22 protein-coding genes and 1 tRNA gene are annotated in these 23367 nt (G+C 55.9%); 13 read left to right on the plus strand and 10 right to left on the minus strand.

Annotation, left to right across the window (positions count from 1 at the left end; all coding sequences use genetic code 11):
* Nucleotides 1-23: 23 nt before the first annotated feature.
* A complete protein-coding gene (cysN, locus tag HKD42_RS11965; protein ID WP_170013637.1) occupies nucleotides 24-1961 on the minus strand; it encodes a sulfate adenylyltransferase subunit CysN in 1938 nt (645 codons plus the stop codon).
* Nucleotides 1961-2872, minus strand: coding sequence for a sulfate adenylyltransferase subunit CysD (gene cysD / locus HKD42_RS11970; protein WP_170014107.1), 912 nt, complete (start codon nucleotides 2870-2872; stop codon nucleotides 1961-1963). Before cysD ends, cysN begins: the two co-directional genes overlap by 1 nt.
* A gap of 224 nt (nucleotides 2873-3096) precedes the next feature.
* On the opposite strand from cysD, the gene HKD42_RS11975 reads away from it, so the two are divergent.
* Together HKD42_RS11975 and HKD42_RS11980 are read left to right on the plus strand one after the other, a co-directional pair.
* Nucleotides 3097-3170 (plus strand) — tRNA-Gly (locus HKD42_RS11975).
* 149 nt (nucleotides 3171-3319) lie between these two features.
* Nucleotides 3320-5320, plus strand: a complete 2001-nt coding sequence (locus HKD42_RS11980; protein ID WP_170013639.1) for a DEAD/DEAH box helicase — start codon at nucleotides 3320-3322, stop codon at nucleotides 5318-5320.
* A gap of 8 nt (nucleotides 5321-5328) precedes the next feature.
* On the opposite strand, the gene panC is transcribed toward HKD42_RS11980, so the two are convergent.
* Nucleotides 5329-6186 (minus strand): pantoate--beta-alanine ligase, encoded by an 858-nt coding sequence (panC, locus tag HKD42_RS11985; protein WP_170014109.1) that lies wholly within the window; start codon nucleotides 6184-6186, stop codon nucleotides 5329-5331.
* A 76-nt stretch (nucleotides 6187-6262) separates the two neighbouring features.
* Between panC and HKD42_RS11990 the strand changes: the two genes are divergently transcribed.
* The 5 genes from HKD42_RS11990 to HKD42_RS12010 all read left to right on the plus strand — a co-directional run bounded on the left by HKD42_RS11990 (nucleotide 6263) and on the right by HKD42_RS12010 (nucleotide 12400).
* Complete coding sequence (locus tag HKD42_RS11990) at nucleotides 6263-7072, plus strand: division plane positioning ATPase MipZ (protein ID WP_170013641.1); 810 nt, start codon at nucleotides 6263-6265, stop codon at nucleotides 7070-7072.
* 4 nt (nucleotides 7073-7076) lie between these two features.
* On the plus strand, nucleotides 7077-7397 hold the full coding sequence (locus tag HKD42_RS11995) for a DnaJ domain-containing protein (RefSeq protein ID WP_170013643.1): 321 nt from the start codon (nucleotides 7077-7079) through the stop codon (nucleotides 7395-7397).
* A complete protein-coding gene (pgmG, locus tag HKD42_RS12000; protein ID WP_170013645.1) occupies nucleotides 7397-8800 on the plus strand; it encodes a phosphoglucomutase/phosphomannomutase PgmG in 1404 nt (467 codons plus the stop codon). Before HKD42_RS11995 ends, pgmG begins: the two co-directional genes overlap by 1 nt.
* A 30-nt stretch (nucleotides 8801-8830) precedes the next feature.
* Entirely contained in the window at nucleotides 8831-9664 is an 834-nt protein-coding gene (locus HKD42_RS12005; RefSeq protein ID WP_170013647.1) for a DUF2059 domain-containing protein, read from the plus strand.
* Nucleotides 9665-9943: 279 nt separating this feature from the next.
* The gene (locus HKD42_RS12010; RefSeq protein ID WP_170013649.1) at nucleotides 9944-12400 is read left to right on the plus strand and encodes a ligase-associated DNA damage response DEXH box helicase; all 2457 of its coding nucleotides are present in this window, start codon (nucleotides 9944-9946) and stop codon (nucleotides 12398-12400) included.
* 10 nt (nucleotides 12401-12410) lie between these two features.
* Here HKD42_RS12010 and HKD42_RS12015 read toward each other — a convergent pair whose 3' ends face one another.
* The 5 genes from HKD42_RS12015 to HKD42_RS12035 all read right to left on the minus strand — a co-directional run bounded on the left by HKD42_RS12015 (nucleotide 12411) and on the right by HKD42_RS12035 (nucleotide 15633).
* Complete coding sequence (locus HKD42_RS12015) at nucleotides 12411-12860, minus strand: ExbD/TolR family protein (RefSeq protein WP_170013651.1); 450 nt, start codon at nucleotides 12858-12860, stop codon at nucleotides 12411-12413.
* 139 nt (nucleotides 12861-12999) lie between these two features.
* Nucleotides 13000-13455, minus strand: a complete 456-nt coding sequence (locus tag HKD42_RS12020; RefSeq protein WP_170013653.1) for an ExbD/TolR family protein — start codon at nucleotides 13453-13455, stop codon at nucleotides 13000-13002.
* 38 nt (nucleotides 13456-13493) lie between these two features.
* Complete coding sequence (locus tag HKD42_RS12025) at nucleotides 13494-14030, minus strand: ExbD/TolR family protein (RefSeq protein ID WP_170013655.1); 537 nt, start codon at nucleotides 14028-14030, stop codon at nucleotides 13494-13496.
* Between the two features lie 80 nt (nucleotides 14031-14110).
* On the minus strand, nucleotides 14111-14872 hold the full coding sequence (locus tag HKD42_RS12030; protein WP_170013657.1) for a MotA/TolQ/ExbB proton channel family protein: 762 nt from the start codon (nucleotides 14870-14872) through the stop codon (nucleotides 14111-14113).
* 77 nt (nucleotides 14873-14949) lie between these two features.
* Nucleotides 14950-15633 carry an energy transducer TonB gene (locus tag HKD42_RS12035; RefSeq protein ID WP_170013659.1) on the minus strand — a complete coding sequence of 228 codons (684 nt, stop codon included), beginning with the start codon at nucleotides 15631-15633 and terminating at the stop codon, nucleotides 14950-14952.
* A 431-nt stretch (nucleotides 15634-16064) separates the two neighbouring features.
* Between HKD42_RS12035 and HKD42_RS12040 the strand changes: the two genes are divergently transcribed.
* The 3 genes from HKD42_RS12040 (at nucleotide 16065) to HKD42_RS12050 (ending at nucleotide 18703) form a co-directional block, all read left to right on the plus strand.
* Entirely contained in the window at nucleotides 16065-16814 is a 750-nt protein-coding gene (locus HKD42_RS12040; RefSeq protein ID WP_170013661.1) for a hypothetical protein, read from the plus strand.
* Between the two features lie 110 nt (nucleotides 16815-16924).
* On the plus strand, nucleotides 16925-17326 hold the full coding sequence (locus HKD42_RS12045; protein ID WP_170013663.1) for an acyl-CoA thioesterase: 402 nt from the start codon (nucleotides 16925-16927) through the stop codon (nucleotides 17324-17326).
* Between the two features lie 45 nt (nucleotides 17327-17371).
* A complete protein-coding gene (locus HKD42_RS12050) occupies nucleotides 17372-18703 on the plus strand; it encodes a homoserine dehydrogenase (protein WP_170013665.1) in 1332 nt (443 codons plus the stop codon).
* A 21-nt stretch (nucleotides 18704-18724) separates the two neighbouring features.
* Here HKD42_RS12050 and HKD42_RS12055 read toward each other — a convergent pair whose 3' ends face one another.
* Nucleotides 18725-19195: a hypothetical protein gene (locus HKD42_RS12055; RefSeq protein ID WP_246237018.1), complete on the minus strand. Its 471-nt coding sequence runs from the start codon at nucleotides 19193-19195 to the stop codon at nucleotides 18725-18727.
* A 68-nt stretch (nucleotides 19196-19263) separates the two neighbouring features.
* Between HKD42_RS12055 and glpX the strand changes: the two genes are divergently transcribed.
* Complete coding sequence (gene glpX, locus HKD42_RS12060; RefSeq protein ID WP_170013666.1) at nucleotides 19264-20247, plus strand: class II fructose-bisphosphatase; 984 nt, start codon at nucleotides 19264-19266, stop codon at nucleotides 20245-20247.
* A 151-nt stretch (nucleotides 20248-20398) separates the two neighbouring features.
* A complete protein-coding gene (locus HKD42_RS12065; protein WP_170013668.1) occupies nucleotides 20399-21334 on the plus strand; it encodes a ribose-phosphate pyrophosphokinase in 936 nt (311 codons plus the stop codon).
* 22 nt (nucleotides 21335-21356) lie between these two features.
* Here the strand turns inward: HKD42_RS12065 and HKD42_RS12070 are convergent, their stop codons facing one another.
* Nucleotides 21357-22346: a helix-turn-helix domain-containing protein gene (locus HKD42_RS12070; RefSeq protein WP_170013670.1), complete on the minus strand. Its 990-nt coding sequence runs from the start codon at nucleotides 22344-22346 to the stop codon at nucleotides 21357-21359.
* Nucleotides 22347-22483: 137 nt separating this feature from the next.
* Here HKD42_RS12070 and HKD42_RS12075 point away from each other — a divergent pair, with 137 nt between their 5' ends.
* Nucleotides 22484-23272 (plus strand): inositol monophosphatase family protein, encoded by a 789-nt coding sequence (locus HKD42_RS12075; protein ID WP_170013672.1) that lies wholly within the window; start codon nucleotides 22484-22486, stop codon nucleotides 23270-23272.
* Nucleotides 23273-23367 lie beyond the last annotated feature (95 nt).

Raw genomic sequence — 23367 nt, forward strand, 5'->3', positions numbered from 1 at the left:
GAAGCGTTTTCACTCATAGCTGATCACTTAAGCGGCATGATCTGGCTGACAATATGATCGGCTGCTTCCTCCACCGTCATTTCGACGGTGTTGACGCGAATCTCCGGTGTATCTGGCGCCTCATATGGACTGTCGATGCCGGTAAAATTCTTTAGCTCGCCGCTGCGTGCCTTTTTGTAGAGCCCTTTCACATCGCGTTTTTCGGCCACGTCCAATGGCGTATCGACGAAGATCTCGATGAATTCACACTCATCCATCATCGACCGGACCATGTCCCGTTCGGCGCGGAATGGGCTGATGAATGCGGTCAAGACAATCAAGCCGGCATCCGTCATCAATTTGGCCACTTCGCCTACCCGGCGGATGTTCTCAATCCGGTCGGCTTCGGTGAAGCCCAGATCTTTATTGAGGCCGTGCCGGACATTGTCCCCGTCCAGCAGGAAGGTATGGCGGTTCATCAGGTTGAGGCGTTGCTCAACAGCATTCGCGATCGTTGATTTGCCCGAGCCGCTCAAGCCGGTGAACCACAGCACCCGCGGGCGCTGGTTTTTGAGATCAGCGTGATCATCGCGCGTTATCGTCGTTGCTTGCCAATGCACATTGGATGCGCGGCGGAGGCTGAAATTCAGCATCCCCGCGCCAACGGTCGCATTGGTGATCTTATCGATCAGAATAAACCCGCCGAGCGAGCGGCTATCGGCATAAGGTTCAAATGTGACCGGCCGGTCGGTGCGGATTTCTGCGACCCCGATCGAATTGAGTGCCAGAGTCTTGGCGGCCAGCCGTTCGTCTGCGCCGCCAACGCTGTTTACGTTGATCTCGTATTTCGGTTCCTGAACGGTTGCAGTCACCATCTGGCTGGCGAGTTTAAGCCAATAACCACGTCCGGGTTTCAGCGCTTCCTCATCCATCCAGACGATAGTCGCTTCGAACTGGTCGGAGGCTTCCGGCGGATTATCCGCCGCGGCAATTACATCGCCCCGGCTGCAATCCACTTCGTCATCCAGAGTTATCGTAACCGATTGCCCGGCAACAGCTTCATCTTGTTCACCATCAAAGGTCACCACGCTTTTGACGGTGCTGGTCTTGCCCGAAGGGACAATCCTCACCGTATCGCCGGGTGCTACTGATCCGGTGCTGACCAAGCCGGAGAAACCGCGAAAATCCAGATTGGGGCGGTTGACCCATTGCACCGGCATACGGAACGCCTGTTCCTGCGCCGTAGTATTGGCGATCTCTATCGTCTCAAGGTGATCAATCAGAGCGGGGCCGGAATACCACGGCGTATTCTCAGAAGGTGCAGCGGTAATGTTGTCACCCTTGAAGCCGGATATAGGAATCGCGGTGAAGGCTTCGATACCAATACTGTCGGCAAAGGCAGTGTAATCGGCAACGATCCCGTCAAACACGTCCTGGCTGTACTCTACCAGATCCATCTTGTTCACGGCGAGCACGAGATGTTTGATGCCCAGCAAATGCGCCAAATAGGAATGGCGACGGGTCTGAACGAGCATCCCCTTGCGCGCATCCACCAAGATAATGGCGCAATCCGCTGTGGAGGCGCCAGTGACCATGTTGCGCGTATATTGCTCGTGCCCGGGAGTATCCGCGACAATAAATTTGCGCTTCTCAGTCGCGAAAAAGCGGTAGGCTACATCAATAGTAATGCCCTGTTCGCGCTCTGCCGCGAGACCATCCACCAACAGCGCAAAATCAATATCCTGCCCTTGTGTGCCGACTTTCTTACTATCGTTTTCAAGCGCAGCCAGCTGATCTTCAAAGATCATTTTGGAATCGTATAACAGCCGTCCGATCAGCGTGCTCTTGCCGTCATCCACGCTGCCACAAGTGATGAAGCGCAACAGCGATTTGTTCTGATGCTGATCGAGATAGGCGTCGATATCGTCGGCAATGAGCGCATCAGTTTCGTAGGTAGGGGCTTGGTTTGCAGGATCAGTCATCAGAAGTAACCCTCCTGCTTTTTCTTCTCCATTCCGGCACCGCCTTCATCCTGGTCAATAACCCGGCCTTGTCGTTCGCTGGTTGTGGTAAGCAGCATTTCCTGCACCACTTCCGCCAGTGTTGATGCGTTGCTTTCCACTGCTCCGGTGAGCGGGAAACAGCCCAATGTCCTGAAGCGCACGGATCGTTCAGTGATTTCCGGTTTTTGCCTCATTACTTTTTCCAGGCGTTCGATATCATCGGCCATGAACAACCCGCCTTCATATTCAAATGTCGGGCGCGGCGCCGCGAAATAGAGCGGCACAATCTCGATATTTTCGGCCATTATATACTGCCAGATATCCAGCTCGGTCCAATTGCTTAGCGGGAAAACGCGAATGCTTTCTCCCTTGGCTTTTTTGGCGTTGTAGAGGTTCCACAATTCGGGCCGCTGTTGCTTGGGATCCCATCCGTGATTGGCGCTGCGGAAACTGAAAATCCGTTCTTTAGCACGGCTTTTTTCCTCATCACGCCTGGCGCCGCCAAAGGCAGCGTCGAAACCATAATGGTCAAGCGCCTGCTTCAATCCTTGCGTCTTCCACATATCGGTGTGGAGCGCACCATGATCGAATGGGTTGATCCCGCGATCTTGCGCCTCCGGATTTTGCCAGACCAGCAATTCCATCCCGGCATCGACCGCGGATTTCTCACGCAGCTTATACATGTCTTGGAATTTCCAGGTCGTATCGACATGCAGCAGCGGGAAGGGCGGGGGCGACGGATAGAACGCCTTTTTGGCTAGATGCAGCATCACGGCGCTGTCTTTGCCCACGGAATAGAGCATGACCGGCTTGGTAGCCTCTGCGGCGACCTCGCGCATGATGTGGATGCTTTCGGCTTCAAGCCGTTGGAGATGTGTCAGGCGGCGCATGGCGGTGTATGATGTCCAAAAGACCAATATGTGAGCACGCCGGTACCGTATAGTAAGAGGCAATTCGCGCCAGTTTTGCTTCTAGAGGGTAAGGCGGATTTGTTATGCTGCCCGATAGGCATCGTGTAATCTATTGACCTTCAGCGCGATAAATTGCGTTTGGGGCAACGCTAAGGTTGACGAATCCGGCCAGATAGTGCCAAGCGCGCAGCCTCAAAGAGCGGGCGGGTATAGCATAGTGGTAATGCTCTAGCCTTCCAAGCTAGCTAGAGGGGTTCGATTCCCCTTACCCGCTCCAATTCTCCGCCCTAATCGTTGGGCCCCTTCGCAGTTGCACAAAAAGAACAAGCCAATTGGCGTTGTTATGTGTATGGGCGGAGTTTGACCGCTGCGAGGTGCAGCCAACAGGACGCGCTGCAAGCAGTCTGTCCAGACAATGCGAGACTCATGAATTTTTCCGAATTGCCGCCAATCCTTGGCGAGGCACTGGCCGAACGCGGCTATGAAAACCCCACTGCCGTACAATCTGCTGTCATCGAACCCGAAGCATCCGGTCGGGACTTGATCGTTTCTGCGCAAACCGGTTCTGGTAAAACAGTGGCCTTTGGTTTGGCGATGGCCGAGCAATTGCTGGGTGATGATGGCCAAGTTGCCTATGGCATTGCGCCGATTTCGTTGATTGTGGCCCCGACTCGTGAATTGGCTTTGCAGGTCAGCCGCGAGCTGGTTTGGTTATATGGCAAGGCTGGCGCGCGCATTGCGACATGTGTTGGCGGTATGGACGCATCGAAAGAGCGCCGGTCGCTGCGCGGCGGTGCGCAAATCGTGGTGGGTACTCCGGGCCGTCTGCGCGATCACTTGGAACGCGGCGCGCTAGACCTGTCAGAACTTAAAGCAGTCGTTCTCGATGAAGCGGACGAAATGCTCGATATGGGGTTCCGTGATGATCTGGAGGCCATTTTGGATGGCACCCCCGAAGGTCGCCGGACATTGTTGTTCTCCGCCACTATGCCCAAATCCATCGTTTCATTGGCCAAGCGGTATCAGGAAAATGCCTTGCGTATTTCCACCGTTGGCGATGATCGCGGGCATGGGGACATTTCCTATCAAGCAGTAACGATTTCACCATCTGAAATTGAAAATGCTGTGGTCAATCTGCTGCGTTTTCATGAAGCGGAAACTGCCATTCTTTTCTGCGCGACTCGTGATGCGGTACGCCGTTTGCACGCGACATTGCAGGAACGCGGCTTTGCCGTGGTCGCTTTGTCGGGCGAACATTCCCAGCAAGAACGCAACCAGGCGATGCAGGCCTTGCGAGATCGCCGGGCGCGTGTTTGCGTGGCGACTGATGTTGCGGCGCGCGGGATTGATTTGCCCACGCTGAGCCTTGTGATCCACGTAGAAGTACCGCGTGATGCAGAGGCATTGCAGCACCGTTCGGGCCGGACAGGCCGTGCAGGTAAAAAAGGTACGGCGGTTATTCTGGTGCCATACCCACGCCGCCGCCGTGTCGAATCCATGTTGCGCGGCGCGAAAATCAAGGCGGACTGGATCAATGCGCCGACGCCTGATGCCATTCGCAAGCAGGACCGTGAGCGGTTGATGGAAATGCTGCTTGCCCCGGTTGAAGCGGACGAGGAAGATCGCGCATTGGGCCGGCGTTTGCTCGAAGACCGCTCGGCAGAAGACGTCGCCGCAGCGTTGGTGCAAGCGCATCGTTCCAAAATGCCCCAGCCTGAAGAACTTATTCCGAACACGCCGGAAGCGCGCAAAGAAGCGCAGCAGGAACGCCACCGTCCCGGCTTTGAAGATATTGCCTGGTTCCGAATGGATATTGGCCGGAAACATAATGCCGATGCGCGGTGGATATTGCCGCTAATTTGCCGCCGTGGTCACGTGACGCGGAACGAAATCGGGGCGATCCGTATTGGCGGGGACGAGACTTTTTTCCAGATCCCGACCAAACTCGCAGACAAAGTCGCCGATGCGATAGAGCGGACCGCAGCGTCTGAGGATCAGGAACGTCCGGTCTTTATCGAACGCTCCAACCATGGCCCGCGTATGGAAGCCCGCCAGAACCGTAAGGGTGGCCGAGATGGTGGGCGTGATCGCTCCGACCGCAAGCCCTATGGCAAGCGTGGCGGCGCTGATGGCGGCTATGGTGATAAACCCCGCGGCGATAAGCCGTTTAAGAAGAAACCTTATGCCAAGAAGCATGGTTCTGACGGCGGCGGCGCAGAAAGCGCCCGAGATGGCGCCCAAGACGGTAAAGGCGTACGTGCCGGAAAATGGGACCGGGATAAATCTGGTGGCCAGTCAGGCGGCAAGAAGCCGGTCAAACAACGCGGCCCGCGAGTAGAGCGCGGCGCAGCGGGGAAGGCTGGCCCCCAGAAACGGGCTGGACCCAAGAAAAAGCACCGCAAGGGCGGTAAACCGTCAGGCGAATAAATCTCGGCTTAGCCTGGGACTGCCATATTGTCGATCAGCCTGGTGCCGCCAATTCTGGCGGCGACCAGCAGCCGTGCGGGCTTTGTGGGCTTGGTGTCTAGCGGCTTAAGGCTGTCAGCATCGGCCAATTGTGCATAATCGACCGAAGCGAAGCCAGCGGCGATCAGCGATTTTTGGAGCTGCGCCAGAACCTCAGTGACCGCATCTCCCGACGTAATGGCCGCAATGGCGTGTTTCATGCCATTGGGCAGGGCCACCGCAGCCGCGCGGTCCGTTTTATCCAGATATCGGTTGCGGCTGCTCATTGCCAAGCCATCCGCCTCACGCACGGTCGGTACGCCGATAATGTCGGTTGCTTCGGGCAGCATCAGATCAAGGTCGCGGGCCATTTGCCGGATAACCGCCAATTGCTGCCAGTCCTTCTCTCCGAAAAAGGCGAGGTCCGGGCGGACTTGATTGAACAATTTACATACGACTGTGGCCACTCCGTCAAAATGGCCGGGCCGGTCAGCACCGCAAAATCCCTCGCTCACACCGGCTACGCGGATGCTGCTGGAAAAGCCGCCAGGGTACATTTCTTCAACGGCTGGCGCCCATAAAGCCGCCGTCCCTTCTTCCTCAAGCATCGCGGCATCTTGTGCCAGTTGACGCGGATATGCGTCCAAATCTTCATTCGGACCAAATTGTGTCGGGTTCACAAAGATCGTCGCGATCACATGGTCTGCGCGCTGTTTGGCCGCGCGTACCAGAGTCAAATGCCCCTCGTGCAAAGCGCCCATTGTTGGCACGATGGCTACGGTACTGCCATCTGCGCGCAATTCGCTGACCGTCTTTCTCAACATTTTGAGCTGGTGGATAATTTGCACGGCGTCGATCCCTCCGGTATCAATTTGCACATGGTCTCTAGCGTCGCACGGGACTGGAAAACAACCACAATACGGGATGACCGCCTTGGCTGATAGACAACCTCACCGGATTACCTTCGCCAATGAAAAGGGCGGGACGGGGAAATCCACTACAGCCGTCCATGTGGCAGTGGCGCTAGCTTATAGCGGTGCAAAAGTGGCAGCGATCGACCTCGATCCGCGCCAACGGACAATGCATCGCTATTTTGAAAATCGAACCGAGACGCAGGAGCGGCGCGGGATCGATCTGCCGACTGCGCGTTGTGAGGTGTTCCGGGGTGATAGCGTCGCTGATTTTGACGCAATGGCGACAGAGCTCGCAGAAGGAATGGACTTTCTTATCATCGACACGCCGGGCCGTGATGATGAGTTTGCCCGCCATGCCGCGACCGAATCCGATACGCTGGTGACCCCGATGAATGATAGCTTCGTTGATTTCGATCTGATCGGGCAAGTGGACGCGGAAAGTTTCAAAGTCCGCCGTTTATCTTTCTATGCCGAGCTTATTTGGGAAACGCGTAAGACCCGGGCGATCCAGCGGCGCAAGGAAATTGACTGGGTGGTTGTCCGCAATCGGGGCGGCCATACCGAAGCGCGCAATATGCAGCGGATTGAGAAGGCCTTGCATGAACTGTCCAAGCGAGCTGGCTTTCGGGTCGCAAAAGGCCTGTCAGAGCGTGTCATCTACCGCGAATTGTTCCCCTCTGGCTTTACGTTGCTGGATAAGGGGCATTTGGGGGAACTTGGCACCAGCCATCTGGTCGCGCGGCAGGAAATGCGCTCGCTTCTTGCCAGTCTGCAGCTGCCCGAAGTCACCAAAGCAGAACCGAAATTTGAGCTAGCTTGAACCGATGATGCGGTTCCTTCTTATTGCGGGATTGGCATGCATCGCGTGCCGGGTGTTTTTCGGCAAATGGCCGTGGGATTTTGCCCGTACGCAAAGCACTCGGTCCCAGGCCTTGTTCCGCGCAAGAAAACTTTTGGGCGTTAGCGAAACTGCAACCCGTAGTGAGATATTACAGGCTCATAAACAGTTGATCACTATGGTCCATCCGGATCGCGGCGGCACTAATGAGCAAGTGCATGAAGCCAATGCCGCGCGTGATATTTTGATTAACGCCTTGCCCTATCCCGATCCGGGGGAAGACGGGCCAACCGATAGAGACAGATAATGAGCCACAATTTCGATCCGACCGTCCTTCGTGAATATGACATTCGCGGAATAATTGGAGAGACATTGGGGGCGGAAGATGCGCGCGCAATCGGGCGAGGCTTTGCCACTTTGCTAACGCGCGCTGGCGGCAAAACCGTGGCTGTGGGCTATGATGGACGGACCAGCTCGACCATGCTGGAAGAAGCTTTGGTCGAAGGTCTCAATGCAAGCGGCTGCGACGCAATACGGGTTGGGATGGGGCCGACCCCGATGTTGTATTACGCCGCAGCCTCAGCCGAAGAGGTGGATGGCGGCATTCAGATAACCGGCAGCCATAATCCAGCCAATTACAACGGCTTCAAGATGGTATTTCAAGGGCGTCCTTTCTTCGGAGAGGATATTCTGACGATCGGCCGCATGGCGGCTGAAGGCGACTGGGATAATGGCACCGGCACGTCCGAGCACCGTGATGTTATGGATGCCTATATCGAGCGGATGCTGAAAGGTCTGGACGGGGTCGATCTGACCGCGATGTCGGGCCTGAAGATCGCTTGGGACAACGGCAACGGTGCGGCTGGGCCCGCACTGGAAGCGCTCGCAGCCCGTCTGCCGGGTGAGCATCATTTGCTGTTTACTGAAGTAGACGGAAATTTCCCGAACCATCATCCTGACCCCACTGTTGAAGCCAATCTGGAAGATTTGCGTGCGGTGGTCGCGGAAAAGAACCTCGATTTTGGTGTGGCTTTTGATGGTGATGGTGACCGGATCGGCGCGATTGACGGGCAGGGCCGCGTCATTTGGGGCGATCAGCTGCTGATGATCTATGCCGAAGACCTGCTGCAACGTATGCCGGGTTCCACCATTATCGCCGATGTGAAGGCCAGCCGCGCCCTATTTGATCACGTTGCCAAATTGGGCGGTCAGCCGGTTATGTGGAAGACCGGGCACAGCCTGATTAAGTCCAAAATGAAGGAAACTGGTTCTCCATTGGCGGGTGAGATGAGCGGCCACGTGTTTTTTGCCGACGATTATTACGGCTATGATGATGCCCTCTATGCGGGAATCCGCTTGCTGACGGCCTCTGCACGCTTGGGTAAATCGGTTACGGAACTGCGCAGCGAGATGCCTGCCATGGTCAATACACCGGAAATGCGTTTTCAAGTGGATGAGAGCCGGAAATTTGCCGCTATTGATGAAGTCAAAGCGCGGCTCGCTGACAGCCCGGCAGTTGTCGATGGCACAGACGGCGTGCGCGTGACCAATGATGATGGCTGGTGGCTGCTGCGTGCATCGAATACGCAAGACGTGCTTGTGGCCCGCGCCGAGAGCGAGACAGAGGCGGGTCTGGAGCGTCTGATGGCGCAGATTGACGAACAGCTCGCTGCCTCCGGCCTTGAACGCGGAGAAAGCGTCGGGCATTAGGCCGCTGAACATTTTATAAGGGTCGCCAATATGATGAAGAGATTTGCTGCATCGGTCGCCGCAGTTACATTGCTGCTCAATGCTCCTGCGGCCGCGCAAACCGAGGCAGAATCCGAAGAGGCCGCTGAAGTTATCGCTCTGCTGGGTGATATGTTTGAGGCGGATCCGCTGACCGCAGAGCAAGAGAGGCGTTTGCCGCTTGCCTTGGTCACAGTGGATCAGATCTTTCCCGAAGGCACCTATCGCAAGCTGATGGAAGAAACCATGCAGCCCATGTTTGACAATATGTTCGGCAAAATGGGCGAATGGCCAGTGGCTACTTTCGCGCAGATTGGCGGTGTGCCGGAAGATCAGGTGGCGGGTTTAGGCGACACGACATTGCAGGAAATTACCGAGATCGTTGATCCTGCGTTTCAGGAGCGCACCCGGCTTACCGGTCAGGCTGCGGTGGAAATGATCACCAATTTGGTCGACCGGATTGAACCCTCCTACCGTGCCGGGTTGGCCCGGGCCTATGCGGTCCGCTTCAACGAAGCGCAGCTGACCGAGCTCAACGCGTTTTTCGAAACACCTACTGGCAGCTATTACGCCGGCCAATCGATGCTGATTTATGCCGATCCGCAAGTCATGTCCGCGATGAATGAAATGATGCCGGCAATGATGGAAATGATGCCTACAATGATGGCAGAAATGGAACAGCGCACAGCAGCTTTGCCGCCGCAGAAAACATATGATGATCTGACGGCTGAAGAACGCTCCCGTTTGTCCGAATTGCTGGGTGTCAGCGAGGAAGATTTGGAATATAATATGGGCTCCAGCTACGGCATCTTGGATGGCGCGGCCGAGGATACCTACGGCGAATAGCGACAAAGAAGGGCGTGCGGCGCTGGCTGGCTGGCCCAGAAAGATCAGTCTTTCCTAATCGCGGCAAAGCTGCTCAGGTCTGGTGGCTATGCAGCGCGCGCCTTTCAGCCTTCAATCTGCCATTCCGGTTGCACCCGTGAATTGGCCAGAATTCTCACCGCTGTGCCTGCCCTTTCGCCCACTCAGTTGCACGCCGTTTCGCTCGGAGGCGTGCTCACCAGAAAATTTGCCCGTATACAGTGTCCCATGTGTCCCTTTCCTACAGACTAGCGCTGCCTCATGACCGATAATGGGCGGGTTCCGGTAGAGATCGAAGCGTGGTTCGCAGCCCGCGATTGGCGTATCCGCGATCACCAACGGGACATGTATGCCGCAGCTCTGGCGGGTAAGCACGCGATGCTGGTAGCCGACACAGGCGCCGGAAAAACGCTGGCAGGGTTTTTACCGACTTTGGCAGATTTCTGCCCGTCAAAACTGGACGGCGCGCCGCCGCATGACGGTTTGCACACGCTGTATATCTCGCCGCTTAAAGCATTGGCGCATGACGTGCAGCGCAACCTGGTTGCGCCGGTAGAAGAAATGGGTTTGCCGATCAGGATCGAGACGCGCAGCGGTGACACGCCGTCAGACCGGAAGAAGCGCCAACGGGGTAAACCGCCCCATATTCTGCTGACAACGCCGGAATCCCTGTCTCTGTTGTTGTCGTATCCTGACAGCATAATGATGTTCGCGGGTCTGAAGCGCATTGTGATTGACGAAGTTCATGCCTTCGCGACGGGAAAGCGCGGCGATTTGCTGGCTTTGTCGCTATCTCGATTACAAGCGATTGCGCCCGGGCTTCAACGCGCCGCCTTATCGGCCACCGTGGCGGATCCTGCGGCCTATCAATCATGGCTTGCGCCATGGGGTGATCTGGATTCGGTGGCGTTGGTTGAGGGTGAGAAAGGGGCTAAGCCCGATCTGGAAATCCTGCTGCCGATTGAAGAGAGAGTGCCGTGGGGCGGGCACGCAGCGACTTGGGCCATCCCGCAATTGATCGAGACGATCAAAGCCAATCGCACGACATTGATCTTTACCAATACGCGGTTTCTGGCCGAGTTCATTTTCCAGAATCTGTGGGAGGCGAATGACGAGAACCTGCCCATTGGCGTCCATCACGGATCGCTCAGCGCAGAAGCGCGCCGTAAAGTGGAGGGCGCGATGGCGCGGGGCGAATTACGCGCTTTGGTGGCCACGGCCAGTCTCGATCTAGGGGTTGATTGGGGGGATATTGACTGTGTGGTGCAGATGGGCGCACCGAAAGGCTCCTCGCGGCTGTTACAAAGGATAGGCCGCGCCAACCACCGGTTGGATCAGCCCAGCCGGGCCATGCTGATCCCGGGCAACCGGTTTGAATTTCTTGAAGCAACCGCGGCGAAAGATGCGGTTGATGAAGGGCAGCGTGACGGCGAGGATTTTCGCGATGGCGGCCTGGACGTGCTGGCTCAGCATGTGATGGCCTGTGCCTGTGCCGGCCCGTTTGATGAACAGGAATTGCTGGCCGAAATACGCTCGTCGCTATCCTATGCTTGGGTTGATCAGGCCGTATGGGCACGCGTGCTGGGATTTGTGGAATCCGGGGGATATTCCCTGAGGGCCTATGATCGTTTCAAACGCATTATCCGCGATCGGGACGGGGTGTGGCGTCTGACCCATCCGGAACACGCCGCCCGGCACCGGCGCAATGCCGGGATCATTATCGACGCCGAGATGCTGAATGTCCGGTTCAAGAATGGTCGTTCACTCGGGCGGGTAGAAGAAAACTTTGGAGCGACCTTGTCGGCCGGCGACACTTTCTTTTTCTCTGGGACGAGTCTGGAAGTGGTGCAGATCAAAGACATGGATTTGTTCGTCCGCGCCTCTGCCAAAGCTGCGGTGATACCGTCTTATGGCGGCGCGCGTATGCCGCTGAGCACACATCTGGCGGATAGAGTGCAGGGTTTGCTGGATAATCGGGCGGGGTGGGGGCGTTTCCCCGACGATGTCCGCGAATGGCTGGAAGTGCAGGATTATCGTTCTGTCCTGCCAAAGCCGGGGCAATTGCTGGTTGAAAGCTTCCCGCATTCGAAGCGGCATTATACCGTCTATTACACGTTTGAAGGCTGGAATGCGAACCAGTCGCTCGGGATGTTGATCACGCGGCGGATGGAAGTGTTGGGCCTGCAACCGGGCGGGTTTGTTGCCAATGATTACTCGCTCGGCGTATGGGGCCTCAGGCCGGTCGATGATCCGGCGCCGCTATTGTCGCCTGATATTCTGACCGATGAATTTGTAGAATGGGTGCAGGATTCGCATTTGCTGCGCCGCGCATTTCGTGAAGTGGCGGTGATTTCGGGTTTGATAGAGCGCCAGCATCCCGGGAAGCGCAAGTCGGGTAAACAAGTGACGTTCTCGACTGACCTCATCTATGATGTGCTGCGCAAGCACGAGCCCGATCATGTGCTGCTGGAGGCAGCGTGGGCCGATGCGCGGGCGCGGCTGACGGATGTTGGCCGATTGGCGGATCTGCTCGAACGGTCGGCAGAGCAGCTTCATCACATGACATTGGAACGGGTAAGCCCGCTCGCCGTCCCGATTATGGTGATGATCGGCCGCGAATCCGTGCCGCAGGGCGCGATTGATGATGAGCTGCTTTTAGAGGCTGAGAGTCTGGCCGACACCGCGATGCGAGTCGGCCCTATTGAAGCCTTAGAATAGCGGCTTGACGCTATTCGGCGGTTTCAAAACTGCGGTAACGATGATTGCCGACGAAGCCGAATTTGGTGACGCCGGTGGCTTTGATAGTGCCAAGAGTTTCGGCAGCCAGATCATAGCGGACGTTGGCCTCCGGCTCGAACTGGAGTTCTGGTTCAATCGGCAGCAATTTGGTGTCGAGCAGTACAGAACTCAACTGGCTTTGCGTAACCGGGTCGCCGTTCCACAGGAGCCTGTCATCGGCGGTGATGACGATCTTGTTCTTGATCGGATCGAGCGGCGGCGGGTCAAACGGGAGGTCTGTTGCCGGCATATCAATATCGATCGAGTGGCTGGCAACGGGAATGGTGATGATGAACATCACCAGAAGGACCAGTAAGACATCGATTAGCGGCGTTGTGTTCAGATCGCCCATCGGCTCATTGGCGCCGGAATTGGAGCTAGAAACGGGTGTAAAAGCCATGCTTATTCTCCCTTTGTGATGAGGGAACGTATCATAAGGAGGGTGGGCTGGCAAACCACCGCTTGGTCAGCTGGGAATGAGGCAAGAAAAAAGGGGCAGATTGCTCCGCCCCTTTTTAGAAATATTGCTGTCTTGCCACTTATTGAGCTGGAGCAGCTCCTGTGGTGCCAAGCGTCCGGTATTTCTCGTTGCCGACAAAACCGAATTTGGTCACGCCAGAAGCCTTAATCACGTTCAGCACTCGTGCTGAAAGGTCGTAACTGGCGTTTGGCTCTGGCTCAAATTGAAGCTCGGGCTCTAGTGTAATCGTCTTAGTGATATTCAGATTACGGACCAATTCTTCTTGGTTGATCGCATCCCCGTTCCAAAGAATCTCATCAGCCTGCGTAAGAACAATCTTGTTCTTGATCGGGTCAATTTGATCCTCTGGCGGAGGGTTCGGGTTCGGCTGCGGCAGATCGATATCTACCGAGTGCGTCGCTACCGGGATGGTAATGATGAACATGATGAGAAGCACGAGCAAGACGTCGATAAGCGGCGTCGTGTTCATGTCCATCATCGGCTCGCCATCATCGCTTCCGCCTGACATTGCCATTGTGGTTTACTCCTGAATTACTTGCGTTCCAGCTCCGGTTACCCGTTAGGGTCGACCGGATTGGAAATGAAGCCAACGGTGGGATAACCCGCCGCTTGAACGTTGTAGATCGTGCCAGCAACACAGCGCCAAGGTGAGTTTACGTCACCCCGAATGTGAACCTGTGGGATTTGATCCGGATTATCCATGATCGCCTCTGGGCCACCTGCGCTTTGAACGATGTTATCAAGCCGTTCAAAAGCCTGATCGTACAGTTCCTGCGAATTCACCAGCGTGGTATTGTTGAAATACACCCGGCATTCGCCATCGCGCGACGCCCCTTCATAACCGGCTTCCCCTGCACTGCGACCAGCAGCATCGGTTGTCACCACGGTCAGAAGCAAGTTCTCAACCTTATCCTTCGACTCCGCAGTTTCCATAATTGGAATTCTGAGCTTTTCGATCGTCTGGATGGCGACCGGAACCGCGATAAGGAAGATGATCAATAGAACCAACATCACGTCTACAAGAGGCGTGGTGTTGATGTCTGACATGGGGCGGTCTTCTCCTCCGCCTCCACCTGCCGAAATAGCCATTGCTACATCCTATCCTGAATTAAAGGTTATTGGATTGCGGTGGAGGGAGCAATTTGCACTGCCCCCTCCATACATCCGGATCAGGCTTTTTTCGCTGGAGCAGGCTTAGCAGCTGGCTTTTGAGCCGGAGCTTTTGCTGGTGCAACAGCCGGCTTTACAGTGCCGCCAGAGTTAAGGTTGGCAAGCAGGTCAGTCGAGAAACCGGTCAGCATGGCAGCAATGCGCTTGTTGCGTGAAGACAGCCAGTTGTACGAAAGCACAGCAGGAACAGCCACAAGCAAACCAATCGCAGTCATGATCAAAGCTTCACCAACTGGGCCAGCAACTTTGTCGATCGATGCGGAACCGGCAAGGCCGATGTTGATCAGAGCGCGGTAGATACCGATAACCGTTCCAAGCAGACCAACGAATGGCGATGTCGCACCAACCGAAGCCAGGAACGGAAGACCGCCAGCGAGTTTCGCGTTAATTGCAGACTCTGAACGAGCGAGTGAGCCGTGGAGCCAGTCATGTGCTTCCAAGCTGTCGGTCATTTTGCTGTGCTGATCGTCTGCTGCAAGAGCATCGTCAACCAGCTGACGCCATGCGCTGTTCTTTTCCAGCTTGGTTGCGCCTTCTTTAAGCGAACCCGCGCGCCAGAAATTGGTGCGGACAGCTTCGTACTGCTTCATCACTTTGGATTGCTCAAGGAGCTTGGTGATCAGGATGTAGAACGAACCTACAGACATGATAACGAGAACACCAAAGATGGACCATGCGATTACACCGCCCTGGTTCATGGCTTCCCAGAAGCCGAATTGGTTCTTTACTTCGGCTGCTGCCGCTAGAATTTCGATAGTCATTGCGAGTTTCCTCTCAGAAAGAAGCGTAATTGATAAAATTGATAATCAGACCGGCCCCTTGCCGGCCCAATGAATTCTTATTGCGGGATTTCCCAACGAACGGCGCTGGACCAAGTGCCCGCCACTTCTTTGTTGTTCCCATCGGTGGCTGCACGGAAGCGTCCGCGGCGGGAGATCAACTTACAAGTGGTTTCGTCAAGGTCGCTATGCCCGCTGGATCCCGTAACCTGACAGCTTGATACCCGTCCGTTCGCGTCAACATTGACACGGAAACGGGTAACGCCCTCGCGTTCTTCACGCAGCGCCCGTGACGGATAGTCACGTGGACTTGCCCACCGGCCAGGGTTACCCCGTGGTGTCGGGTCCTTAGGCTGGAAAGCCGGAGGTGGTGGTGGCGGTGGTGGTGGAGGTGGCGCTACTGGTGCAGGCGGCGGAACAGCAACCGCTACCGGTGCCGGCGGCGGAATCGTAGGCTGCGTTTGCACAGTTGGCGGAGTCGTCGACACATTGATCGGCGGCGGTGGCGCCACGATCGGGGGTGGTGCTGTGTCTGGAACTTCCTCTGGGGGCGGTGGTTCATCCGGTTCCGGTTCCGGTTCCGGCTCGTCGATATCCACTGTCGTCACACGATCCACAACCTTCTTGATGCCTTCATAGGCAAGTCCGGTCACGAGAACATATCCGATAGCGATATGGATCAACGCCACGATGATCAGCGCGATAACTCGGTTACCGCTCATCTGTTGGTCAGCGTAGGCCATTCAGTCGCATCACTCCATCGTCTAATGCCGGGCATGGCCCGGCCAGTTTTTCTCTGCATGGCCGAATTAGCCACGCGAGATCCCATTTAAGCTTGTCTACCCAAACCATTTCTATGAACGTGGCAGACGCTAAGTCTGCCGGTTGCCCAAAGACCCGGCCCGGGCCAGCCAACGGATTTTATCTTATTTTTTACCGTAGCTGTTTTGACCTTTAGCCACGATGCGAAGCATGGGCAAATGCTTTATAGATTAACGCGTAATTCATCGAGAACGCTGATATGGGTCATAACTCAACTTTGATGTGGCATTGCTCCGCAGTTACCAATGGATTGAAAATGCTAAGAAATTTTGCATCAGCGATGGTTTGCCTTGGGGTTTGTGTTGCGGCTTTCACGCCAATCCATGCACCGTCAGCGCAACAATATTTTGAGATGCAAAATGCAACCTATGCGGATCTTGCGGATCTGGCAGACGGTGCAGATCTGGTATTGAAGGCACAGATTCGCAAACAAGCACAGCTGAAGCCAGAGCGAGCGGTGGGCGTGCGGCCGGGCTATGCGCGCCTATATATAGAAGCGAACACGATTGAATTGCTAAGCGGGTCCAGCCCGGTGGGCGAATCGCTTCGCTATCTGGTGGATGTCCCTCTGGATGCGAAGGGGCGTGCGCCCAAGTTGAAGAAAACAGAGGTGATTCTGTTCACTCGCCCGCCATCGGGAAGGCGCGGTGATCTGCAACTGGTAAACCCGACAGCCCAACTGGCGTGGTCCCCTCAATTGGAAACCAATCTTCGCTCTATATTGGGGGAACTGGTTGCGGCAGATGCGCGCCCATCAATCACTGGGGTGCGGGATGCTTTGTCGATCGCTGGGAACCTTGCAGGCGAGTCTGAAACGCAGATATTCCTCTCTACCGCGAATGACGGACCCGTTTCGCTTACAATCATTCGCCGTCCGGGGCAGGCGCCTGTATGGGGCGTATCTTGGTCAGAAATCGTTGATCAGGCGGCCCGCCCGCCTCGCCCGCAAACCTTAGAATGGTACCGCTTGGCGTGTTTCTTGCCCGCTGATCTTCCGCGGGCTGCCAATTTGTCCGACAGTAGCGAGGCGCGGCAAAGGGCTGCCGCAGACTATCGCTATGTTCGCCAGCAATTGGGATCTTGCCCCAGAGTGAGACCATAGGGCGAGCCAGACCATAAACCGCTCCCTCAGCTGGATGGAAAAGGCATAGCTAGGGATAACGCAAGAATATGTGGTTCCTTAGATAGGACAAGAATGTCTAAAGGCGCTGCATGTCAGAACCATTCACCCACCGTTTCCGTGTCCGCTATGCTGAGCTAGACCCCCAAGGGGTCGTATTTAACGCGCGGTATCTCGAATATGCAGATTTGATCGTCACTGAATATTGGCAGCACCGCAATATCCGTATGGCGGGCGAAGGGGCGATTGAGTTCCACGTGGCCCATGCGGATGTGAACTTCCGAAAGCCGATCCGTGCCCTTGAGACAATCGAAGGACGCGTTTGGACGACGCGGTTTGGCAATAGCAGCATGACCACCAAGATCGAATTGCACGGTACTGCGGCGGATGAGGACGATCTCCGTGCAGAAATTGCACTGGTGAATGTGCATGTCGATTTGGCAACCGGAAAACCCCTCCCTATCCCGGCATCCGTTCGTGAAGCCCTCAGCTAAGAAGTCTCGCCTGAAGAGCAGAGCCTCGTTTGGAGCACATACATAATGACTGCGAACCAATCTGATAACACAAAGCCACTCCGCATTGCCCTGGCTGGCGTTGGAACGGTGGGTGTGGGTGTCATTAAACTGTTAGACACCAATGCTGATTTGGTCACGGCGCGGGCGGGTCGGCCGATTGAAATCGTGGCTGTCAGCGCGCGCAATAAGGGCCGCGATCGGGGCGTCGATTTGTCCCCTTATGCGTGGGAAGATGACATGACGGCCTTGGCTGCACGCGGCGATGTTGATGTGGTTGTCGAACTCGTGGGCGGTTCGGATGGACCTGCTTTGGCATTGGCGCGCAATGCCATTGCAGCAGGCAAAAGCCTGGTAACCGCCAATAAGGCCATGATTGCCCATCACGGCCAGGCGCTGGCAGCTGCTGCAGAAGATAAAGGCGCCGCTTTGAAGTTTGAAGCCGCCGTTGCAGGCGGCATTCCGATCGTGAAAGGCCTGCGTGAAGGGGCTGCGGCCAATTCGATTGAACGCATTTACGGCATCCTGAACGGCACAGCGAACTACATCCTGTCTACGATGGAGCATAGTGGAGCGGATTTCGGCGCGACGCTGAAAGATGCCCAAGAACTGGGCTATGCTGAGGCCGACCCGACATTCGATATTGAAGGCGTCGATGCCGCACATAAATTGTCGATCCTTGCGGCTATCAGCTTTGGCGCGCAGATCGATTTCGATGCCGTCGATTGCGAGGGTATTTCCTCCGTCCGTGCGGCTGACATCACGCAAGCCGATGCGTTGGGGTATGTTATCCGCTTGATAGGCATGGCGGATGTCGAAGCAACTGCTGGAGAAAGCCCGGCATTGCTACAACAGGTGAAACCGTGCCTTGTGCCGAAAGGGCACCCATTGGCCCATACCACCGGTGCCACCAATGCAGTTGTCGCGGAGGGCAATTTCTCCGGCAGGCTGTTCTTTCAGGGCGCTGGCGCAGGCGATGGGCCTACAGCTAGTGCTGTGGTTGCGGACATCATTGATATTGCGCGCGGAGAAACCGGCAGCCCGTTTTCTATTCCGACGGCTCAGCTGGTGCCGATGACGCGGGCCGTATCCGACAATCGTACCGGCCAAGCCTATTTACGGTTCACCGTGACAGACAAGCCAGGTGTATTGGCGGAGATTACGGCCGCAATGCGCGATGCGGATGTTTCGATCGAAAGCCTTATTCAACAGGGCCGCGCCAATGATGGCGGCGAAGTGTTGGTAGCGCTGGTTACGCATGATGGGCCCGAAGGTAATATCTCAAAAGCCGTCGAGCTATTGAAGGGCTCCGAGAGCTTGACTGCTCCGCCGCTGATCATGCGGATTCTCAGCGAATAGGATCACACTACTGGCGGGTGTTCAACGACCCGGCATTTCCCCTTTGGCGATCTTATCAGCGTCTGATCCTTCAGGGGCCTGAGGCAGCGCCGTGACATCAATTATCAACGCTGGGGGCGGGGGGCATTTTTGCAGGCCTGGAATGCAAAGCCCGCCGATAGTCGGCGGACCGGTAAATATCCCTGGCCCGGCCACATCGGGTGCGCGCGGTGTCCCGTCATCCAATGCTTCTTCAGATTCGGGTTCCAATTCTGAGGAGGACTTTACCCGAAATTGTGATTGATCCTGTTCTTCCTCGGCGCATACGACGATTTCATCACCCTGCTGGGGCGCGCATTCTTTTTCTGGTGCGGGCGGGCCATAGGCCTCTTCTGCTTGGGCCAAGGCGTCCTCAGCGGTAATTGTCGGTGCGTTTTGGGCAATTGCCGGGCTATTGATCGCAAGCGGCACCGATAAATATAGGGCGATGGCGTAAGACGCGCTTCTCGACATAGTAACACTCTCTGGGTAAGCGCGAAGAACTGTATTAGCCTTAGCAGCCCAAAGGGACTGAATTCGTCATGAACGACACCAAAGTATCACCTAGCCAAACTCTAGATCGTGTTCTCGTTTTGGAAATGGTACGCGTTACCGAAGCTGCTGCAATTGCAGCTTCCAGCGAGATCGGCCGCGGCGACGAAAAGGCTGCTGACGCCGCCGCTGTAGAAGCGATGCGCGGCGCATTCGACGAACTTTACATGGATGGTACTGTCGTCATCGGTGAAGGGGAACGCGACGAAGCCCCGATGCTCTACATTGGCGAGAAAGTCGGCGGTGCGCCCGGTAAAGGCCCAAAAATTGATATCGCGCTTGATCCATTGGAAGGCACAACCATTACGGCGAAAGCCGGGCCGAATGCGCTGGCCGTGTTGGCGGCTGCTGAAGAAGGCTGCCTCCTGAATGCGCCCGACACCTATATGGATAAGTTGGCTGTTGGCCCGGGCTACCCAGAAGGCGTTATCAGTCTTGAAAAAAGCGTGACCGAGAATGTGACGGCTGTTGCAGAAGCCAAAGGCGTCAAGCCTAGCGATATCATAGTATGTGTTCTCGATCGTCCGCGTCACAGCGATATTATCAACGAATTGCGTGAGATCGGCTGCGGCATTCAATTGATCCCGGACGGCGACGTTGCCGGGGTCATCGCGACCACCGATGAGGATACGACTATTGATATCTATATGGGGCAGGGTGGTGCGCCAGAGGGTGTTTTGGCCGCAGCGGCTTTGCGGTGTGTGGGCGGACAGTTCAACGGACGGTTGGTGTTCCGCAACGACGATGAAAAAGCCCGTGCCCGCAAGTGGGGTATCGAGGATCTGGACCGCATCTACAAACTGGAAGATCTGGCCAGCGGTGACTGTATTTTTGCAGCCACTGGCGTGACCAGTGGTTCACTGCTGGATGGTGTGAAGCGTCGCCGCGGCGGTGTGATGACTACAGAAAGTGTGGTGATGCGCGCCAGTTCTGGGACTGTTCGCTGGATCAAGGGTGAACACCGCATCGATTAAACCGATCTGTGCGGCCGCGCTGATACAGTGCCTGACCCTGTCTTCGCTTGGGGAAAGGCTGGGCGCGCCATGTTGCAAAGCGCACCTCCTCGGCTAAGCCAATCCTAAATCGATTCGTTACGCACTTCTTGGGCGCACTGGGGATATTCGCATGAAAATTATGGCTGCCAATTCCAACCTTCCGCTGGCGCGGGCGGTTGCCGCCTACCTTGAAATTCCGCTGTGCGATGCCAGTGTACGGCGTTTTGCCGATGAAGAAATATTCGTAGAAATCCACGAGAATGTTCGCGGCGAAGATGTGTTTGTCGTTCAGTCGACCAGCTTTCCCGCCAATGACAATCTCATGGAATTGCTGATCTGCATTGATGCGCTCAAACGCGCGTCAGCTCGCCGGATCACGGCTGTTGTGCCGTATTTCGGATATGCCCGGCAAGACCGTAAGCCCGGGCCGCGGACACCGATTTCGGCAAAGCTGGTGGCCAATCTGATCACGGAAGCCGGCGCGGACCGGGTTCTGTCGGTGGATCTTCACGCTGGCCAGATTCAGGGTTTCTTCGATATCCCGACCGACAATCTGTATGCAGCTCCGGTAATGGCGGCTGACATTCAGGCCCGATATGGCGATCAAGATTTAATGGTCGTGTCGCCTGATGTGGGCGGTGTTGTGCGTGCACGCGCTTTGGCAAAACGTTTGGACAATGCGCCGCTCGCCATCGTCGACAAACGCCGTGACCGGCCGGGCGAATCCGAAGTGATGAACATTATTGGTGACGTGAAGGGGCGCCATTGCATTCTGATCGATGATATCGTCGATTCAGGCGGCACCCTGTGTAATGCAGCGCAAGCTTTGCTGGACCAGGGCGCGAATAGCGTTGCGGCCTATATCACTCACGGTGTCTTGTCAGGCGGCGCGGTAGCGCGGGTTGACGAATCTGCGCTGACCGAGCTGGTTATTACCGATACAATTTTGCCGTCTGATTCCGCTCAGGATTCTGACCGGATTCGGATTTTGGCTATGGCACCGTTGATCGGTGAAGCAGTGCGCCGCATTGCTGATGAAAGTTCGGTCAGCTCCCTGTTTGACTAACCGCGAAAAGCGGGATTGCGACTTAACCCGGTTCCGTGAACGGATCTTGCATCCAAGGCCGAATTGCGCCGGGATCAATCCGGTTGAGCAGCTCTAAGCGGCGTGCCTGACGGATTTCGAGGCTTAGAGTAAGCAGCCCTTGCCTGTCGGTCAGGAATTGCCGCGGTGTCATGCCAAAAAAGGCAATGAATTCACGAATCTGATGCGATTGGTCGAAGAAGCGAAGATACATTTCTTCCTCTTCCTGTTCGTCAGCCACACCGCACAAACGCGCGGCAAGATCCAGTGTGCGGGCGCGCCGCATGATCTGTTTCGGTGTGAGGCCGAAATCACGCTTGATAATTCTCTGCAGCGTCCGCGCAGTTACGTTGTGATCATCAGCGAAATCGGTGATCGACTGATTCGGATCGGCAAATGCGGCAACTTCAAAATGTTGAGACACAGCGTCGGGTTGTTCGCAGCCCTTGCGGGCAATGGTTTCCCGCAGCCAATTCTCGATTTCGCGAAGCCACTCTTCGGGCGTCATTTCGGGATCGTATAAGCCGGTCAGCGACGCGTCTGGTATACCGGCGTAATCCATCGGTTTGATGCGATCGATCAGCTTGCCATCATCTATCCCAAATAGAGCGCGCATGGCGCCGGGACGCAGCATGAAACCAGAGACTTTGATGCCGCCCGCAAAACGCAGTGGCATAGCTTTGGAATGCTGCCCGCAGATAAACGATTCGTCACGGATCGCGAGCGATCCATCCGCCGTTTCGACAGTCCAATCAACGCCGATTGCTGTGCGGACATAGCCAGCATCGTTGCACAGTAAGCCATTTGATACAGTGCCGTCAGGAGATTGGGCAACTGCGACCATAACCCGGGCAATCCAGGGGGTTAAGTCTTCTGCCGGTGGCCGGTTTAGTGACAGTGGAACGCCATCTTTTGTCGCCCCGGTTTCAGCTGAGTAGCTATCCGTCTCTTGACTGTTAGCGGTGTTGCCTGAAGGGGGTGATCCGATACCCATAATACTGATTGATACCCCCCGGTTGAACAATTGTAACGTTCCTTAATGCGCCGTCGCATTTATACAATACTATTATAACAAGCGGGTCGTTGGTCTGGGCAAGGGCGCAGGGATTTTAGCACGGAAATGAGCGAAGTATGACCAATCTTCAACAGGATATCGCGCTGGCGAACCGGCTTGCTGATGTGGCTGGCAGCGTGATTAGGCCGTTGTTTCGGAACGATTTTGACCAGTCACGGAAGGCAGACAAAACCCCGGTCACAGAAGCGGACCAAAGCGCAGAAGCCGCAATGCGGGCTATTCTGGAGAATGAGCGCGCTGCTGATGGGATCATCGGAGAAGAATATGGCACCCGGAACGAAGCGTCCGGCCGGCAATGGGTTTTGGACCCGATCGATGGCACTATCAGCTTTATGGCCGGACGTCCTATTTTCGGCACCCTCATTGCCTTGATGCAGGACGGCTGGCCGGTTCTTGGCGTGATTGATCAACCGATAAATGGTGAACGGTGGGTCGGGCAGATCGGAGTTGGCACTACGTTCAACGGGAACCCTGTTAAGACGTCTACCTGCCGCGCGCTGACAGAGGCCAAATTGGCGACCAGCAGCCCCCATTATTTCGATGCTGACCAAGCGGGTGCCTATATGAAAGTGGCCGCTGCTGTGGGCGGCAATGAACGGCAGGGCACCATCATCTATGGCGGCGACTGCTACAATTACGGGCTGCTTGCCTCTGGGCACCTCGACATTGTTTGTGAAGCAGGACTGCAGATTTATGATTATGCCGCGCTCGTGCCCGTCGTGGAAGGGGCAGGGGGCACTATGTCAGACTGGCAAGGCAACCCTTTGGACGCCGGGAGTGATGGCAACGTTTTGGCCTTGGGCGATCCCGCACGTCTGGATGATGTACTGGAAGCGATGGGCTAGACAATCATTCTGCTTACAATCCGGCTTGCAATTCTGGCGTTCTGCCCGTAGTGGGCGCGCTTCACCGACACGTGATTCATATTCCGGTCTGGCCG

Source organism: Pontixanthobacter rizhaonensis, from assembly GCF_012972675.1.
GTDB lineage: Bacteria > Pseudomonadota > Alphaproteobacteria > Sphingomonadales > Sphingomonadaceae > Pontixanthobacter > Pontixanthobacter rizhaonensis.

What these genes read in the sequence shown, in the direction of transcription:
- HKD42_RS12025 (WP_170013655.1), bottom strand. Translation starts at nt 14,030, where the DNA reads ATGGCTATTTCGGCAGGTGGAGGCGGAGGAGAAGACCGCCCCATGTCA.
- HKD42_RS12010 (WP_170013649.1), top strand. Translation starts at nt 9,944, where the DNA reads ATGACCGATAATGGGCGGGTTCCGGTAGAGATCGAAGCGTGGTTCGCA.
- HKD42_RS12075 (WP_170013672.1), top strand. Translation starts at nt 22,484, where the DNA reads ATGACCAATCTTCAACAGGATATCGCGCTGGCGAACCGGCTTGCTGAT.
- HKD42_RS12040 (WP_170013661.1), top strand. Translation starts at nt 16,065, where the DNA reads ATGCAAAATGCAACCTATGCGGATCTTGCGGATCTGGCAGACGGTGCA.
- HKD42_RS12030 (WP_170013657.1), bottom strand. Translation starts at nt 14,872, where the DNA reads ATGACTATCGAAATTCTAGCGGCAGCAGCCGAAGTAAAGAACCAATTC.
- HKD42_RS12045 (WP_170013663.1), top strand. Translation starts at nt 16,925, where the DNA reads ATGTCAGAACCATTCACCCACCGTTTCCGTGTCCGCTATGCTGAGCTA.
- HKD42_RS12050 (WP_170013665.1), top strand. Translation starts at nt 17,372, where the DNA reads ATGACTGCGAACCAATCTGATAACACAAAGCCACTCCGCATTGCCCTG.
- pgmG (WP_170013645.1), top strand. Translation starts at nt 7,397, where the DNA reads ATGAGCCACAATTTCGATCCGACCGTCCTTCGTGAATATGACATTCGC.
- glpX (WP_170013666.1), top strand. Translation starts at nt 19,264, where the DNA reads ATGAACGACACCAAAGTATCACCTAGCCAAACTCTAGATCGTGTTCTC.
- HKD42_RS12005 (WP_170013647.1), top strand. Translation starts at nt 8,831, where the DNA reads ATGATGAAGAGATTTGCTGCATCGGTCGCCGCAGTTACATTGCTGCTC.
- HKD42_RS12065 (WP_170013668.1), top strand. Translation starts at nt 20,399, where the DNA reads ATGAAAATTATGGCTGCCAATTCCAACCTTCCGCTGGCGCGGGCGGTT.
- HKD42_RS11995 (WP_170013643.1), top strand. Translation starts at nt 7,077, where the DNA reads ATGATGCGGTTCCTTCTTATTGCGGGATTGGCATGCATCGCGTGCCGG.
- HKD42_RS12035 (WP_170013659.1), bottom strand. Translation starts at nt 15,633, where the DNA reads ATGGCCTACGCTGACCAACAGATGAGCGGTAACCGAGTTATCGCGCTG.
- HKD42_RS12015 (WP_170013651.1), bottom strand. Translation starts at nt 12,860, where the DNA reads ATGGCTTTTACACCCGTTTCTAGCTCCAATTCCGGCGCCAATGAGCCG.
- HKD42_RS11990 (WP_170013641.1), top strand. Translation starts at nt 6,263, where the DNA reads ATGACCGCCTTGGCTGATAGACAACCTCACCGGATTACCTTCGCCAAT.
- HKD42_RS12020 (WP_170013653.1), bottom strand. Translation starts at nt 13,455, where the DNA reads ATGGCAATGTCAGGCGGAAGCGATGATGGCGAGCCGATGATGGACATG.
- cysD (WP_170014107.1), bottom strand. Translation starts at nt 2,872, where the DNA reads ATGCGCCGCCTGACACATCTCCAACGGCTTGAAGCCGAAAGCATCCAC.
- HKD42_RS12070 (WP_170013670.1), bottom strand. Translation starts at nt 22,346, where the DNA reads ATGGGTATCGGATCACCCCCTTCAGGCAACACCGCTAACAGTCAAGAG.
- HKD42_RS11980 (WP_170013639.1), top strand. Translation starts at nt 3,320, where the DNA reads ATGAATTTTTCCGAATTGCCGCCAATCCTTGGCGAGGCACTGGCCGAA.
- cysN (WP_170013637.1), bottom strand. Translation starts at nt 1,961, where the DNA reads ATGACTGATCCTGCAAACCAAGCCCCTACCTACGAAACTGATGCGCTC.
- HKD42_RS12055 (WP_246237018.1), bottom strand. Translation starts at nt 19,195, where the DNA reads ATGTCGAGAAGCGCGTCTTACGCCATCGCCCTATATTTATCGGTGCCG.